The organism is Streptomyces sp. SID486 (genome assembly GCF_009865385.1).
Taxonomy (GTDB): Bacteria; Actinomycetota; Actinomycetes; order Streptomycetales; family Streptomycetaceae; genus Streptomyces.
This window is the reverse complement of the sequence record NZ_WWJT01000372.1, coordinates 10,515-24,449: the sequence shown is the minus strand read 5'-3', so window position 1 is coordinate 24,449 and position 13,935 is coordinate 10,515. Positions and strand designations below refer to the sequence as shown.

Below are 13,935 nucleotides of genomic sequence, written 5' to 3'. Positions count from 1 at the left end.
GCCCCCAACTGCGGCGGAGATCCGCTGGCACATGCCAGAGGCATGAGCCAGCGGCCGGACCTCGGCCCTTCCCCTCCGGCCCGCCGGAGCGATCACAGCACGGCGCTGATGAAGTCCCGGGTGCGCTCCTGCTCCGGATCACCGAAGATCTTCTCCGGCGGCCCCGCCTCGATGACCCGTCCCGCGTCGAACATCAGCACCTGGTCGGAGATGTCCCGGGCGAAACCCATCTCGTGGGTCACGCACAGCATCGTGATGTCGGTGCTGCGCGCGATGTCCCGGAGCAGGTCCAGCACGCCGGCGACCAGCTCCGGGTCGAGCGCGGAGGTCACCTCGTCCAGCAGCAGCACCTGGGGCCGCATCGCCAGCGCCCGGGCGACGGCCACCCGCTGCTGCTGGCCGCCGGACAGCCGGGTCGGCCGGGCGTCGCACTTGTCGGCCAGGCCCACCAGGTCCAGCAGCTCCCGGGCCCGCTCCTCCGCCTCGTCCTTCGACAGGCCGAGCACGCGCACCGGGGCCTCGGTGAGGTTGCGCAGCACCGACATGTTCGGGAACAGGTTGAACTGCTGGAACACCATCCCGATCTTCTTGCGGACCTCCCGGACCTCCTTCTCCGGCGCCGGGAACAGCCGCTGCCCGTCCACGGTGATCGTGCCCGCGTCCGGCTTGGCCAGGGTCATCAGCAGCCGCAGGATCGTGGTCTTGCCGGAGCCGGACGGCCCGATCAGGGTGACGTGCCGGCCGGTGTCCACCGACAGGTCGAGGCCGTCGAGGACGGTGTTGTCGCCGAACCGCTTGGTCACGCCCTCCAGGCGTATCAGCTCGGTCGGCGAAGCGGTGCCGGACACGGCCGGCTGCTTGCTGGTCTCAACGGACAAGACGTCGCTCCAGGGTGCGCAGAAGAAGGGAGGCCAGGTACGAGACGACGATGAAGGCGACCCCGATCACCGTCAGGGGCTCGGTGAACTGGAAGTGCTGCTGGGAGACGAGCCGCGCGCGGCCCAGCATCTCCAGCACGCCGATCGTCATCAGCAACGGCGTGTCCTTCAGCATCGAGATGACGTAGTTGCCGAGCGGCGGCACCACCCGGCGCAGCGCCTGCGGCAGGATCACCGCCGTCCAGGTGCGCCCCGTCGGCAGGCTCAGCGCGGTTGCGGCCTCCCACTGGCCCGCCGGCACCGCCTCTATACCGGCCCGGTAGACCTGCATCGTGTACGTCGAGTAGTGCAGCCCGAGCCCGATGACACCGGTGGCCAGCGGGGACAGGGTCACCCCCGCCTCGGGCAGCACGTAGAACAGGAAGAACAGCTGCACCAGCAGCGGGGTGTCCCGCACGAACTCCGTGAAGACCCCCACCGGCCAGCGCACCCACCGGGTGGGTGCGCGCATCAGCAGGGTCCACACCAGTCCCAGCGCGAACGCGATCAGCGACCCCAGGGCCAGCGCCTCCAGGGTGACGACCAGGCCCTTCCAGAAGTAGGGCATGAAGTCGGTGACGGCTCCCCAGTCCCAGGTCATCGGGCCACCCCTGCCTTCAGCCGGCGCTCCAGGCCCCGCATGCCGCGGGTGAGCGCGAACGCGATCACGAAATAGATCAGCAGCAGGTACGAGTAGATCTCGCCGCTCTTCTGGAGGGCCAGGCGCACCAGGTTGCCGCTGAACGCCAGGTCACCCATGCCCGTGATGGACACCAGCGCGGTGCCCTTGAGCAGCTCCACCAGCAGGTTCGAGAAGGACGGGATCATCTCCGGCACCGCCTGCGGCAGCAGGATCAGCCGCAGCCGCTGGAAGGGCGAGAAGCCGAGCGCGATGCCGCCCTCCCGCTGTGCCGGGTCCACCGCCTTCAGGGCGCCGCGCACGATCTCCGCGCCGTAGGCACCGTAGGTGAGGCCCAGCGCGAGCGTGCCGGCCCACATCGGCACCAGCTGCCAGCCGAAGGCGACCGGCAGCACGAAGAACACCCAGAAGATCATCACCAGCGCCGAGATGCCGCGGAACACCTCGGTGTAGAAGGCCGCGACGAAGCGGACCAGCCGGGACCGGTGGGTGCGCGCGGCACCGGCGACGAAGGACACGGCGACGGCGAGCAGCGCGCTGTACACCAGTAGTTGGAGTGTGGTGCCTATGCCCTGCAGGACATGGGCCCAGAGTCCCCGGGTCATGAGCCGCACAACTCCTTCGCGGTCAGGGTCGTCATCTCGGCCCGGGTGAAACCGAAGGGCCGGACGATCCGGTACAGCTCCCCGCTGCGGCGCAGCTTGTGCAGCTCGGCGTTGAAGGCGTCCCTGAGCCGGGTCTCCGTCGGCCGGAACGCGAACGCGCCGCCGTCCGCCTTCGGTTTGCCGTCGACGAGCGCCACGAACGGCTTGGTCGACTCGGCCTTGGCGGAACCCCGCGCGACGAGCCGGACGGTGACGGCGGTGCCCGTGAACAGGTCGACCCGCCCCGACTCCACCGCGTTCAGCCCGGCGACCTGGTCGGGGACGATGACGAGGTCGCTCTCCTTGAAGCCCGCCTCCACGGCGTGCTGGATCTGCGCGTACCCCGTACCGGTGGCGATCTTGGCGTGCCGGCGTAGCGCGTCCGCGTAGGTGTGCAGCCCCAGCGGGTTGCCCTTGCGGACGACGAAGGCGTCGGGCATCCGGTAGTCGGGATCCGCGAAGATCACCTGCTCGCAGCGGTCCGGGGTGACGTACATCCCCGCTGCCACCACGTCGAACTGCTGCGCGTTCAGGCCCGGGATCAGCGAGCCGAACTCGGTCGGCACCGGCTGGACCCGGTCCACCCCCAGCCGCTTGAAGATCACCCTCGCCAGCTCGGGCGCCTCCCCGGTCAGGTTCCCGTCCCTGTCGATGTAGCCGAAGGGAATCTCACCTGCGATCCCGAGGCGTACGACACCCTGGGCACGCAGCCGGTCCAGCAGGTCGCCGCCGTTCTTGCCGGACGACGCCACCCGCGTGCAGCCCGTGGCGCCCAGCGCGCCCGCGGCGCCGAACGCGGCGAGACCCGCGAGCAGCGAGCGCCGGGTGTGTCTGTGTTCCGTCCGTACCGTGTGCAGGTCGTTCCCAAGTGGTGGAGCCATGGCCGCGCGGCTACCCAAGCGCATCCGGGCTATGCACCCTGGTTGTCATGGCCGATCGATTCGTCACCGTCTCGCTCGAACTGCGGGACGCGCACTGCACGGTACGACTGCTGGACGACCGCGCGCCCCTGACCTGCGCGGCAGTGTGGGAGGCACTGCCGCTCTCGGGGGACGTCTACCACGCCAAGTACGCGCGCAACGAGATCTACGCCCTCTTCCCGCCGTTCGCCTCCACGGAACCCCCACTGGAGAACCCGACGGTCACTCCGATTCCCGGCGATCTCTGTTACTTCTCCTTCACCGGCACCGAACTGGGCTCACCCGCCTACGGCTACGACCGCGAGGTCCGCCCGAGCGCCACGGTGGTCGACCTCGCCCTGTTCTACGAGCGCAACAACCTGCTCCTCAACGGCGACGTCGGCTGGGTGCCGGGCATCGTCTGGGGTCAGGTCACCGACGGCCTCGACCGGATGGCCGAGGCGTGCAACGACCTGTGGCGGACGGGGGCGGCGGGCGAGCGGCTCAGCTTCCGGCGGGCCTGACCGTCCCGGTCAGGGGCAGGCCGGTCTCGTACAGGGCGTGCGCCGCCCGCAGCACCAGGTCGTCCCGGTGCCGGGCGGCGACGATCTGCATGCCCACCGGCAGCCCCTCCCCGTCCAGCCCCACGGGGACGCTCGCCGCCGGCTGCTGGGTCAGGTTGAAGGGGTACGTGAACGGCGTCCACCCCGTCCAGCGCCGGTGCGCGGACCCCGCCGGCACCTCCCGGCCCGCCTCGAACGCCGTCACCGGCACCGTCGGCGTCACCAGCAGGTCGTACCGCTCGTGGAAGAGTCCCATCCGCCGCCCGAGGCGCATCCGGACGTCCACCGCGGCCAGGTAGTCCAGCGCGCTCATCCGGGCGCCCTGCGCGCAGATCTCCCGCAGACCCGGATCCAGCCGCTGCCGGCGGTGCGCCGGGAAGCCCTGGGTCAGCCGGGCCGCGCCGGTGAACCACAGGGTGTGGAACGCCTCCACCGGGTCGCTGAAGTCGGGGTCGGCCTCCTCGACGTAGGCCCCGAGACCGGCGAGGGCGGTCACCGCCCGCCGTACCGCCGCGGCCACCGCCGGCCGGACCGCCACCTGGCCGCCGAGCGACGGCGAGTACGCCACCCGCAGCCCCCGCACCCCGCCCCGCAACGCCTCGGTGAAGGAGCCAGGCGCGGCCGGCAGCGCCGACCAGTCCCGCGGGTCGGGCGTGCCGATCACGTCCAGCAGCAGAGCGGCGTCCGCCGCGTCCCGGGTCATCGGGCCCGTGTGCGACAGCGTGCCGAACGCGCTCGCCGGATACAGCGGCACCCTGCCGTACGTCGGCTTCAGCCCGAACACCCCGCAGAACGCCGCCGGGATGCGGATGCTGCCGCCGCCGTCCGTGCCCAGCGACAGCGGGCCCGCGCCGAGGGCCACGGCCGCCGCGCTGCCGCCGCTGGAGCCGCCCGCGGTACGGGTGGGGTCGTGCGGGTTGCGGGTGACGCCGGTCAGCGGGGAGTCGGTGACGCCCTTCCAGCCGTACTCGGGCGTCGTCGTCTTGCCGAGGAACACCGCCCCGTGCTCGCGCAGCCGGGCCACCGGGGGCGCGTCCTCGTCCCAGTCGCCCTGCTCGGAAACGGTGGTGGAGCCGCGCAGGGTGGGGTGGCCGCGCAGCAGCAGGATGTCCTTGACCGTCACCGGCACCCCGTCGACCAGTCCGGCCGGCTCACCGCGCCGCCAGCGCGCCTGCGACTCCCGGGCCCGGGCGAGCGCGTCCTCCTCGGTGAGCCGCACGAACGCGTTCACCTCCGGCCGGCTCTCCCGAGCCCGCTCCAGCGCCTGCTCGGTCACCTCCACCGGGCTGAACTCGCCCTTGCGGTAACCGTCGAGGAGCCGGCCGGCGGTCAGGTCGGTGAGCTGCATGCACCCTCCAGGGGTCAGTGACCGGGTACGTATCCACGTGTCTTGTCGACCACGTTCGGCAGAGACCTGCCCACCGCCCACCGCTCGTACAACTCCACGAACTGAGCGCCCAGTTCGTCCCGCCAGCCGACCGTGTCCCCGCTCATGTGCGGGGACACGATCAGATCGGGCAGCGCCCACAACGGGCTGTCGGCCGGCAGGGGTTCGGCGTCGAACACGTCCAGGGCCGCACCCGCGATCCAGCGCCGGGTCAGCGCCAGGGCGAGGGCCTCCTCGTCGACCAGGCCGCCCCGGCCGACGTTCACGAAGAACGCCGACGGCTGCATCACGCCGAACCGGTGGCTGTCGAACATGCGGTACGTCTGCTCGGTCAGCGGCGCCGCCGCGATCACCCAGTCCGCGCGGGAGATCAGCCGGTCCAGGTCGGCCGGCCCGTGCACCCCGGTCCGCGACACCCGCCCGACCAGCGCCGTCGTCACGCCCAGCGCCTTCAGCGCCCGGACGATCGCCCGGCCGATCGGACCCGAGCCGACCACGCACGCGCGCGTGCCCGCCACCCGGCGGGTCTCCCGGTGCCGCCAGCTCCGCTCCCGCTGGTACTCCAGCGTGCGCGGCAGGTCCTTGGCGACGGCCAGCACGAGGGCCGCGACGTACTCGGCGATCGGCTGGTCGAAGATGCCGCGCGCGTTGGTGACCACCGTGTCCGAGGCGGCCAGCTCCGGGCACATCAGATGGTCCACGCCCGCGCTCGCCGTGTGCACCCAGCGCGGCCTCGGCCCGCCGCCCGGCCACGCCCGGCGCACCGCGTGCGAGGTGAAGTCCCACACCAGCAGCACGTCCGCGGTGGGCAGCCGTTCGGCCAGGTGCGCCGCGTCCGTGCGCACGATCCGCGCACGGCCGGTGAGCCGGCCGAGCCGGGGCGGCGGATCGGCGTCGAGGACCAGGACAGTGGGCGGTGTCGGCGTCATGCGGGGCGACTCCCGGCGTCTGACATGCGCGGATTGACCACGCTCGCACCCGAACCTACCTTCGTCAACACGGGCGTACCCACGATCCGTTGCCCACTCGTCTCCCAGCGTGAGGCCGGTGCCAGCCATGGACGTCTCCTTTCTCGGCGGTCCCCGCCCCCAGCGCGGTGTCGGCGTGGTGGCTCCCTTCGACTTCGCCCTGGACCGCGAGCTGTGGCGCTGGGTGCCCGACGACGTCTCCCTGCATCTGACCCGGACCCCGTTCGTGCCGGTCGAGGTGAGCCTGGACCTGGCCCGGCTGGTCAGTGAGCACGAGACCCTCGGCGAGGCGGTCCGGGCCCTGACCGCCGTCTCCCCCCAGGTCGTCGCCTACGCCTGCACCTCCGGCAGCTTCGTCGACGGCGTCGCCGGCGAGCGCGCCATGTGCGCGGCGCTCAGCCTGGCCGGCGCCCTGCCCGCGCTGACCACCTCGGGAGCGCTGCTGGAGGCGCTGGCGGAGCTGGGCGCCCGGCGGGTCGCGCTGGTCACCCCGTACACCGTGTCCGTCACCCGGGCGCTCCAGGAGTACATCGCCGAGGCCGGCGCCCGGGTCACCGGCTGCGCCTGGATGGGACTGACCCGCCACATCTGGCGGGTGCCGTACCGGGACGTCGTCGCCATGGCGCGCCGCGCGGCCCGGCCGGGCACCGCCGACGCGCTCTTCCTGTCCTGCACCAACCTCCCCACCTACGACGTCATCCCGCAGCTGGAGGCCGAGCTGCGGATGCCGGTGCTCTCGGCCAACCAGGTCACGATGTGGGCGGCGCTGCGCCGGCTGGGTACCCGGGCCGTGGGGCCCTATCAGGCGCTGCTGGACGATGCCGCGCGGGTACGGCCCGTACTGCCCGAAGAACAGCAGGAAGGCTGGACATGACCGCACTCGGATTCCTCTACCCGGGCCACTCCGCCGAGGACGACTATCCGCGCATCGAGCAGCTCCTGGGCAGTGACATCCGACTGGACCTGATCCACACCGACATCGGCGAGGACGCGCACCGGGTGGACGCGCTGCGCGAGATGGGCTCGGCCGAGCGGCTCGCCGCGGGTGTGGAGGGACTGCGGCTGACCGGGGCCGACACGGTGGTGTGGGCGTGCACCAGCGGCGGCTTCGTGCACGGCTGGGAGGGCGCGCAGGAGCAGGTGCGGACCCTGGCCCGGCTGGCCGGGATGCCGGCCTCCTCGACCTCCTTCGCCTTCGTCCACGCGGCCCGGGAGCTGGGCGTACGGCGGGTCGCCGTCGGCGCCACCTACCCCGAGGACGTCGCCGCGCTGTTCGCCGACTTCCTGCGGGCCGGCGGCCTGGAGGTGGCCGGCACCCGGTCCTCCGGGATCGTCACCGCGGCCGAGGTCGGCACCTGGGGGGAGGAGGAGGTGCTGGCGCTGGCCCGGGCCGCGGACGCCTCCGACGCACAGGCCGTGCTGCTGCCGGACACGGCGCTGCACACGGCCGCGCACCTCGGGCTGCTGGAGAAGGCGCTGTCCAAGCCGGTGCTCACGGCCAACCAGGTCACGGTGTGGGAGGGGCTCAGGCTCGCCGACCGGCGGGTGAACGCGCCCACGCTGGGGTCCCTGTTCACCCGCGAGCCCCTGGTGCAGGCGTAGACCGGGCGCCCCTCGGCCCCGGGCTCGCCTCGGCCCCGGGCTCCCCTCGGCTCCGCGCTCCCCTCGGCCCCGGGCCGCTCGTCCCGGTCCCGCGCCACCCGTCCCGGCCGGGCCGCCCGTCCCGGCCCGCCGCTTCGGCCCCGGCCCGCCTGCTTCGGCCCGGCCGCCCGCTTCGGGCCGTACGTCCCCTTGCCCGCTTCGGCCGTACGTCCCCTTGCGCGGGCGCGGGACAATGGACGGTGGCCCGCCCGAAAGCGGTGCCGGCGAACCGTACGAGGAGGAATGAAGACATGGCGGAGCCCACGCCGCGTCGTGACCAGCCGCGGCTACGCCCCGCGCCCCTGCTCTTCGAGCCCGCGGAAGCGGCCTCCGATCCCGAGCACTTCTTCGACCTGGAGTCGGTCGAGGACCCGCGGGAGCTGCTGGCCCGGGCGACGGAGCTGTCCCAGGCGTTCCGCGCGGCGGCCGACCGCGCCGTGGAGTACCAGGCCATGGCGGCGGCCCAACTGGCCGACCCGCGCCGGTTCGACCGGCTCACCCCGGCGGACATCGCCGACCGGGCGGAGTGGACCGAGGACTACGCGAAGAAGATGGTCGAGTTCGGGCGGGACCTGCTGCGCGGCGAGGGGGAGGGGCGGACGTCCGCCGACCCGCTGTAGCGCCGTGCGCCAGCCCGGGGCATATGCCAGGCGGGCAAGATACTCCTCGTCGCCCGCTCCTGTCCCGCGTTTGCGCAACTCAGGGGAACGGTCCGCTCACCGCCTGTACATGTAGATGTCATGAGCAGCGCCCCGAACGTCACCTGTGCCAGCTCCGACGGCGTCGCCTGGCTCGCCTCGGCGGGAACGCACCCCCGGAGCACCCTCGCCCTGTGGCGGGAGCGCCCGGACGCCCCGGTCGTCCTGCCCTGCGGCACCGTCTTCGACGTGGTGAGCGCCCCGGCGGTGTTCGGTCGCAGGATGCTGGACCGGCTGTGGGGCGAGGGGGCGGGATCCGGCCCGGTCGCGGTCTTCCGGGGCCGGACGCTGTTCTTCGCCGCCCCGGGCACGGCCCAGCGGCTGCCCTCGCTGCTGGGCTGGGAGGAGTGGGGGAGCCAGCGGGCGCAGGAGGTGCCGCCACTGCTGTGCCACGGCACGGGGGACGCCGTGACCGTCCCGCCCCTGGCCGGCGACGACGCCGGCGCCGACAGCCCCGGCGGCGCCCGCTGGCTGGTCGCGCCCGACACCCGGCACCCGTGGCTGCCCGGCCCCGAGGTCATGCTCTGGGCGGCCGTCCGGGCCGCCCGGGCAGCCGTACGGATTTCGATTTTTCCTCCCGCCGACCAGGATGCTAAGGTCTACGACGTCAGCAGGCGCCGCTAGCTCAGTTGGTTAGAGCAGCTGACTCTTAATCAGCGGGTCCGGGGTTCGAGTCCCTGGCGGCGCACGATGACGATGGCGATCCACGTTCACGCGAAAGCGCGGACAGGGGTCGCCATCTCTGTTTCCGTGCGGCTTCGCCGCGCGTCGCGGGGCTCGCCACCCGCACCCCCAGCCGGCCGACACCGTGGGCGACGGCCGTGTGACGGCACCGTGGGCGACGGCCGTGTGACGGCACCGTGGGCGACGGTCGTGCGACGGCACCGTGGGCGACGGCCGTGCGACGGCACCGTGGGCGTCGGGCCGCCGAGGGGCGGTGGCGGGCGTCGGTCCTCAGCGTCCGGCCTCGGCCGGGAGGTCAGCCGTCGGCGCCCGGGGTGATCTTCACCGTCCACGCCCCCGACGCCGTACGCCCCTCCGCCTCCACCTTCACGCCCTCCCCGGGCACGGTGAAGCTCTCCCCGAGGGAGACCGGTGCGTCGGCGAGGGGCGGGTAGACCGAGTTCTCCCAGCACGCCTCGGTGTGCGGGTGGGCGTCCACGACCTGGACCGGGCCGTCGCCGGACGCGGATCCGCCGCGCACCCGGTAGACCAGGATCCCCTGCCGGCAGGACGCGTGGTCCCCGCCGGCCGCGCCGCGCGCCTCGAAGGCGAGGACGCTGTCCGGGCCCGTGCGGACGACGGCCAGCTTGGTGCCGTGGCCGAGACCGAAGGCCGGCGCGCCCCCCGTGCCCTGCACCGGCACCCCCGGCCCGGCGGCGAGCGGCTCCAGGGTGAGGCGGGTCGGCGTGGCCCCCCGTACGCACGTCACCTGGCGCGGATCCAGCCAGCCGAGCTTCCACTTGTGCCAGCCGAACAGGTCCGGCGAGAGGCCGAACTGGCTGCCCATCAGGTCCCAGTCGCCGACGTAGGTGTCCCAGTCGCCCTTGCCGTCGACCGGGCGGTGGTAGAGGTCGGGCAGGTCGAAGACGTGGCCGGTCTCGTGGGCGAGGACGAGCCGGTCCGGCGGGTGGTGCTCGAACACCGTGACGACCCGGCGGACATCGGTGCCGTCCAGGCGCTGCGGCGAGTCGAGGTTCACCACCTTGGTGGCGTCCGAGTCCACCCCGGGCGCGTCCGGGTCGGCGACGAAGTACACGACCCGGTAGCGCGAGAAGTCGACCTCCTTGTCCGCCACGGCGAACGCGTCCCGCAGGTAGGCGGCCCGGTCCTCGGCGCTCCAGTCCCGCCTTATGGCGTACGACGACGACGGGCGCGGCATGCGCAGCCAGTGCTTCAGCGGGTGCGGGCGCAGTGTGAACCTGCCGTAGGAGGACTGCGCGTAGAAGGTGCTGGTGGCCGGGAAGTGGTCGGCCGTCAGTTCGGCGGGGGTGGTGCGCGGGGCGGCGTCCGGGAAGGACAGGAAGACCAGCACGGCGTCGAGCGTGCCGGTCGGACGGGTGTACGAGGTGTTCCAGGCGTCCACGCCCTCCGAATGGTGGACCTCGGTGCGGTGCAGGGCGCACGGGGCCGTCGAGAAGGGCTCGGCGGCGGACGGGCCGCTGAGGATCGAGGTCGCGGCGAGCGCCGACATCGTGGTGAACACGGCGGCGGTGCTGCGCAGCTTGGGCACGGACATGACCTCCGGTTGCGGTTCGCGGGATCCGCAACCAGATTGCTGGTATTCATTGGTTTATGCCCTGTTTGCCTGCACCGGAAGAGTGAGCGCGCCCCCCTTCGGGCGCCGGCGCGCTCCGGCGCCCGACACCCCGAAATGCTCACGGAACGTCACAACTGGTCGGGGGTGCGAAGAACCTGTCCAGGTGCGGGCAGAAACGATCTGTCGGAACCTGTGCTCGGTCGGGGACACTGGAGAGTGGCTGGAAGGGCCCGGGGCCAGCCTCTATGATCGGCACACTTTCCGGCACGGACAGAGATCGAGTGCACTGCGGGAGCGAGCGGTGAGCGGAACGTCCGAAGGGCCGACGCCCGCGGCAGACCTCGACCGGTCAGCCGTCACAGACAGTCACTACACCACCTACCACCGTGTCTTCGAGGCCGCCCCGCTCGCCATGGCGGTCGTCTCCCCCGAGGGCTTCGTCGTCAGCGCCAACACCGCCCTCGGGGAGCTGCTCGGCACCGACGCGGCCGCGTTCACCGGGCGGTCCGCCGCCGACCTGGTGGACCTGGCCTCGGACGCCCGCGGCTGGCACGCCTACCGCGAGGTGCTGAGCGGCCGCCAGGCCCGCCTGCGCTGCACCCGCCGGCTGAAACACCCCGAGGGGCACGCGGTGTGGGTCCGGGTCACCGTCGCCCCGCTGGCCGGCGGCGAGCCGGGCGTCCTGCTGTCGGTCGCGGACATCAGCGCCCGCCGCGAACTCCAGGCACAGCTACGGCACTTGCAGATGCACGACCCGGTGACCCGGCTGCCCAACCGCACACTGTTCTTCGAGCGGCTCACGGCCGCGCTGGAGGCGGGGGCGTACGAGCAGGGCGGCACCGGCCGGATCGGCCTGTGCTACCTGGACGTCGACGGCTTCAAGGCCGTCAACGACACCCTGGGCCACCGCTTCGGCGACCGCCTCCTCGCGGCCGTGGCCGAACGCCTGACCCACGTCGCCGACCGGACCGGCTACGCCCGCGCGGCCACGCCTCTGGTGGCCCGGCTCGGCGGCGACGAGTTCGCCCTGCTGGTGGAGGACTCCACCGGCACCGAACAGCTCGCCGACCTCGCCGAGTCCGCGCTGAAGGCCCTGGAGGAGCCCTTCGACCTGGCCGGGCAGCGGCTGTCGCTGACCGCGTCCATCGGCGTCGTCGAGCGGCACGCGGCCGGTACGACGGCCACGGGACTGATGCAGGCGGCCGACACGACCCTGTACTGGGCCAAGGCCGACGGCAAGGGCCGCTGGACGCTGTTCGACCCCGAGCGCAACGCGCACCGCATGACCCGGCAGGCCCTGTCCTCCACGCTGCGGCCCGCCATCGAACGCGGGGAGTTCGCCCTCGAGTACCAGCCGCTGGTGGCCATGGAGGACGGCCGGCTCAACGGCGTCGAAGCCCTGATCCGCTGGCACCACCCGCAGTTCGGCACGCTGACGCCGAATCGGTTCATCGGACTGGCCGAGGAGGACGGCTCGATCGTGCAGCTCGGCCGCTGGGCGCTCGCCACCGCCTGCCGCCAGGCTCGCCGCTGGCAGCTGGACCGCCCCGGCGAGCCGCCCATCTTCGTCAGCGTGAACGTGGCCGTACGCCAGGTGTGGGACTCCGACCTGGTGGCCGACGTAGCGGAGATCCTCGCCGAGACCGGGCTCGCCCCGCACCTGCTCCAGCTGGAACTGACCGAGTCGGCGGTGATGGGCTCCGCCGGGCGGCCGATCCAGGCCCTGCAGGCCCTCAGCGACATGGGCGTGCGCATCGCGATCGACGACTTCGGCACCGGCTACTCCAACCTCGCCTACCTCAGCCGCCTGCCGGTCTCCACCCTGAAGCTGGACGGCTCCTTCGTCCGGGGCTTCCAGTACGAGGAGGCCGCCAAGGGAGGTGTGCCGAACCCGGCCGACGAGGTCATCGTGGAGGCGATGATCCAGCTCGCGCACCGGCTGGGGCTGACGGTCACCGCGGAGTGCGTGGAGACCTCGGCCCAGGCCACCCGGCTGCGCCGGATCGGCTGCGACACCGGGCAGGGCTGGCTGTACTCACGCCCGGTGCCGCCGGATCGTATCTCCGAGCTGCTGCTGGGGACGCAGACCTACGCGGTCGGCAACCCGTAGGCGTCCGCGATCAGCTCGTAGGAGCGCAGCCGCAGGTCGCCGCGGTGCGCGTGCGAGGTGAGCATCAGCTCGTCGGCGCCGGTGCGCTTGCGCAGGTCGTCCAGGCCGGAACGGACCTCGTCGGCCGTGCCGTGCACGATGTTCGTCGTCCAGGAGGCGGCGAACTCCTCCTCCATCGGACTGAACTCGTGCCGCTCGGCCTCCTCCGGGTCGGGGAAGAGGCCCGGCCGGCCGGTGCGCAGCCGGATCATGTTCAGGGCCATCGCCCGGGTCTGCCGGCGGGCCTCCCGCTCGTCGTCCGTGGCGAGGGCCGAGACACCGATGAGGGCGTACGGCTCGGCGAGGAGCGCGGAGGGACGGAAGGTCTGGCGGTACAGGTCCAGGGCCGGGATGGTGTTCTGCGCGGAGAAGTGGTGCGCGAAGGCGAACGGCAGGCCGAGCAGGCCGGCCAGCCGGGCGCTGAAGCCGGAGGAGCCCAGCAGCCACACCGGCGGGCGGTGCGGGGACTGCACGCCGCCCGGGCTGCTGCCCTGCACCGGGCCGGGGATCGCGTGGATCCGCCGGTACGGGTGCCCGTCGGGGAAGTCGTCGTCCAGGAACCGGGTCAGCTCGGCGAGCTGCTGCGGGAAGTCGTCGGCGCCCTCGTTCAGGGTCTCGGTGCGGCGCAGCGCGGCGGCCGTGGCCCCGTCCGTGCCCGGCGCCCGCCCGAGGCCGAGGTCGATCCGCCCCGGGGCCAGCGCCTCCAGCGTGCCGAACTGCTCGGCGATCACCAGCGGGGCGTGGTTGGGCAGCATCACGCCACCCGAGCCGAGCCGGATGCGGTCGGTGTGGGCGGCCAGATGGGCGAGGATCACGGCGGGGGAGGAGGAGGCCACGCCGGGCATGGAGTGGTGTTCGGCGACCCAGTACCGGTGGAATCCCCGGGCCTCCGTCAGCCGGGCGAGCGCGACGCTGGTGCGCAGGGCGTCGGTGGCGGTGCTGCCCGCGCCGACGGTCACCAGGTCCAGCACGGAGAGGGGGACGGGGGCGCTCCCGCGCGTCGTGCCCCGGATCTCGTCTGCCTCGTCTGCCGCCACGGTATGGCCTCCCTGTTCCGAGCCGCCTTGCTCTGTCCTGCGACCCTTAACAGGAGGGAGTCCCCGCTTATTCCACGACCGGGCCCTCCAGAACCGCCCCGGGGCCTGCCGGACCTGCCGGATCTGCCGGGT

At 72.9% G+C, this 13,935-nt stretch carries 14 protein-coding genes and 1 tRNA gene; 7 read left to right on the top strand and 8 right to left on the bottom strand.

Features of this window, described 5'->3' with window-relative positions; all coding sequences use genetic code 11:
* Positions 1-92 precede the first annotated feature (92 nt).
* Genes ehuA through ehuB form a run of 4 tightly spaced genes read right to left on the bottom strand, consistent with a single transcriptional unit; the run spans position 93 to position 3,082 of the window.
* The gene (ehuA, locus tag GT045_RS17155) at positions 93-878 is read right to left on the bottom strand and encodes an ectoine/hydroxyectoine ABC transporter ATP-binding protein EhuA (protein WP_161334705.1); all 786 of its coding nucleotides are present in this window, start codon (positions 876-878) and stop codon (positions 93-95) included.
* Positions 868-1,518 (bottom strand): ectoine/hydroxyectoine ABC transporter permease subunit EhuD, encoded by a 651-nt coding sequence (ehuD, locus tag GT045_RS17150; protein ID WP_161334704.1) that lies wholly within the window; start codon positions 1,516-1,518, stop codon positions 868-870. The genes ehuA and ehuD overlap by 11 nt, the downstream gene beginning before the upstream one ends.
* Positions 1,515-2,162: an ectoine/hydroxyectoine ABC transporter permease subunit EhuC gene (gene ehuC / locus GT045_RS17145; RefSeq protein ID WP_161292288.1), complete on the bottom strand. Its 648-nt coding sequence runs from the start codon at positions 2,160-2,162 to the stop codon at positions 1,515-1,517. The genes ehuD and ehuC overlap by 4 nt, the downstream gene beginning before the upstream one ends.
* Entirely contained in the window at positions 2,159-3,082 is a 924-nt protein-coding gene (gene ehuB / locus GT045_RS17140) for an ectoine/hydroxyectoine ABC transporter substrate-binding protein EhuB (protein WP_202528303.1), read from the bottom strand. The genes ehuC and ehuB overlap by 4 nt, the downstream gene beginning before the upstream one ends.
* Positions 3,083-3,129: 47 nt before the next feature.
* Between ehuB and GT045_RS17135 the strand changes: the two genes are divergently transcribed.
* Positions 3,130-3,624 (top strand): DUF3830 family protein, encoded by a 495-nt coding sequence (locus GT045_RS17135; RefSeq protein WP_161292290.1) that lies wholly within the window; start codon positions 3,130-3,132, stop codon positions 3,622-3,624.
* Here GT045_RS17135 and GT045_RS17130 read toward each other — a convergent pair.
* Together GT045_RS17130 and GT045_RS17125 are read right to left on the bottom strand one after the other, a co-directional pair.
* Positions 3,605-5,011, bottom strand: coding sequence for an amidase (locus tag GT045_RS17130; RefSeq protein WP_161334703.1), 1,407 nt, complete (start codon positions 5,009-5,011; stop codon positions 3,605-3,607). The genes GT045_RS17135 and GT045_RS17130 overlap by 20 nt on opposite strands.
* Positions 5,012-5,025: 14 nt before the next feature.
* Positions 5,026-5,979, bottom strand: a complete 954-nt coding sequence (locus tag GT045_RS17125; protein WP_161292294.1) for a D-2-hydroxyacid dehydrogenase — start codon at positions 5,977-5,979, stop codon at positions 5,026-5,028.
* A gap of 127 nt (positions 5,980-6,106) precedes the next feature.
* On the opposite strand from GT045_RS17125, the gene GT045_RS17120 reads away from it, so the two are divergent.
* The 5 genes from GT045_RS17120 to GT045_RS17100 all read left to right on the top strand — a co-directional run bounded on the left by GT045_RS17120 (position 6,107) and on the right by GT045_RS17100 (position 9,045).
* Positions 6,107-6,892, top strand: coding sequence for an aspartate/glutamate racemase family protein (locus GT045_RS17120; protein ID WP_161292296.1), 786 nt, complete (start codon positions 6,107-6,109; stop codon positions 6,890-6,892).
* Positions 6,889-7,620, top strand: a complete 732-nt coding sequence (locus tag GT045_RS17115) for an aspartate/glutamate racemase family protein (protein ID WP_161292298.1) — start codon at positions 6,889-6,891, stop codon at positions 7,618-7,620. The genes GT045_RS17120 and GT045_RS17115 overlap by 4 nt, the downstream gene beginning before the upstream one ends.
* Positions 7,621-7,910: 290 nt before the next feature.
* Positions 7,911-8,279, top strand: coding sequence for a hypothetical protein (locus GT045_RS17110; RefSeq protein ID WP_161291422.1), 369 nt, complete (start codon positions 7,911-7,913; stop codon positions 8,277-8,279).
* Between the two features lie 120 nt (positions 8,280-8,399).
* Positions 8,400-8,981: a bifunctional DNA primase/polymerase gene (locus GT045_RS17105; RefSeq protein ID WP_161334702.1), complete on the top strand. Its 582-nt coding sequence runs from the start codon at positions 8,400-8,402 to the stop codon at positions 8,979-8,981.
* Positions 8,972-9,045 (top strand) — tRNA-Lys (locus tag GT045_RS17100). Before GT045_RS17105 ends, GT045_RS17100 begins: the two co-directional genes overlap by 10 nt.
* Positions 9,046-9,336: 291 nt before the next feature.
* On the opposite strand, the gene GT045_RS17095 is transcribed toward GT045_RS17100, so the two are convergent.
* Positions 9,337-10,596 (bottom strand): M6 family metalloprotease domain-containing protein, encoded by a 1,260-nt coding sequence (locus tag GT045_RS17095; protein ID WP_161334701.1) that lies wholly within the window; start codon positions 10,594-10,596, stop codon positions 9,337-9,339.
* 322 nt (positions 10,597-10,918) lie between these two features.
* Between GT045_RS17095 and GT045_RS17090 the strand changes: the two genes are divergently transcribed.
* Positions 10,919-12,727 (top strand): bifunctional diguanylate cyclase/phosphodiesterase, encoded by a 1,809-nt coding sequence (locus tag GT045_RS17090; protein ID WP_161334700.1) that lies wholly within the window; start codon positions 10,919-10,921, stop codon positions 12,725-12,727.
* Here the strand turns inward: GT045_RS17090 and GT045_RS17085 are convergent.
* Complete coding sequence (locus GT045_RS17085; protein ID WP_161334699.1) at positions 12,706-13,803, bottom strand: LLM class flavin-dependent oxidoreductase; 1,098 nt, start codon at positions 13,801-13,803, stop codon at positions 12,706-12,708. The genes GT045_RS17090 and GT045_RS17085 overlap by 22 nt on opposite strands.
* Between the last annotated feature and the right edge of the window lie 132 nt (positions 13,804-13,935).

Bases quoted from the DNA above. Each gene is read 5' to 3' on its own strand.
- ehuD (WP_161334704.1), bottom strand. From the start codon at position 1,518: ATGACCTGGGACTGGGGAGCCGTCACCGACTTCATGCCCTACTTCTGG.
- ehuC (WP_161292288.1), bottom strand. From the start codon at position 2,162: ATGACCCGGGGACTCTGGGCCCATGTCCTGCAGGGCATAGGCACCACA.
- ehuB (WP_202528303.1), bottom strand. From the start codon at position 3,082: ATGGCTCCACCACTTGGGAACGACCTGCACACGGTACGGACGGAACAC.
- GT045_RS17135 (WP_161292290.1), top strand. From the start codon at position 3,130: ATGGCCGATCGATTCGTCACCGTCTCGCTCGAACTGCGGGACGCGCAC.
- GT045_RS17130 (WP_161334703.1), bottom strand. From the start codon at position 5,011: ATGCAGCTCACCGACCTGACCGCCGGCCGGCTCCTCGACGGTTACCGC.
- GT045_RS17125 (WP_161292294.1), bottom strand. From the start codon at position 5,979: ATGACGCCGACACCGCCCACTGTCCTGGTCCTCGACGCCGATCCGCCG.
- GT045_RS17120 (WP_161292296.1), top strand. From the start codon at position 6,107: ATGGACGTCTCCTTTCTCGGCGGTCCCCGCCCCCAGCGCGGTGTCGGC.
- GT045_RS17115 (WP_161292298.1), top strand. From the start codon at position 6,889: ATGACCGCACTCGGATTCCTCTACCCGGGCCACTCCGCCGAGGACGAC.
- GT045_RS17110 (WP_161291422.1), top strand. From the start codon at position 7,911: ATGGCGGAGCCCACGCCGCGTCGTGACCAGCCGCGGCTACGCCCCGCG.
- GT045_RS17105 (WP_161334702.1), top strand. From the start codon at position 8,400: ATGAGCAGCGCCCCGAACGTCACCTGTGCCAGCTCCGACGGCGTCGCC.
- GT045_RS17095 (WP_161334701.1), bottom strand. From the start codon at position 10,596: ATGTCCGTGCCCAAGCTGCGCAGCACCGCCGCCGTGTTCACCACGATG.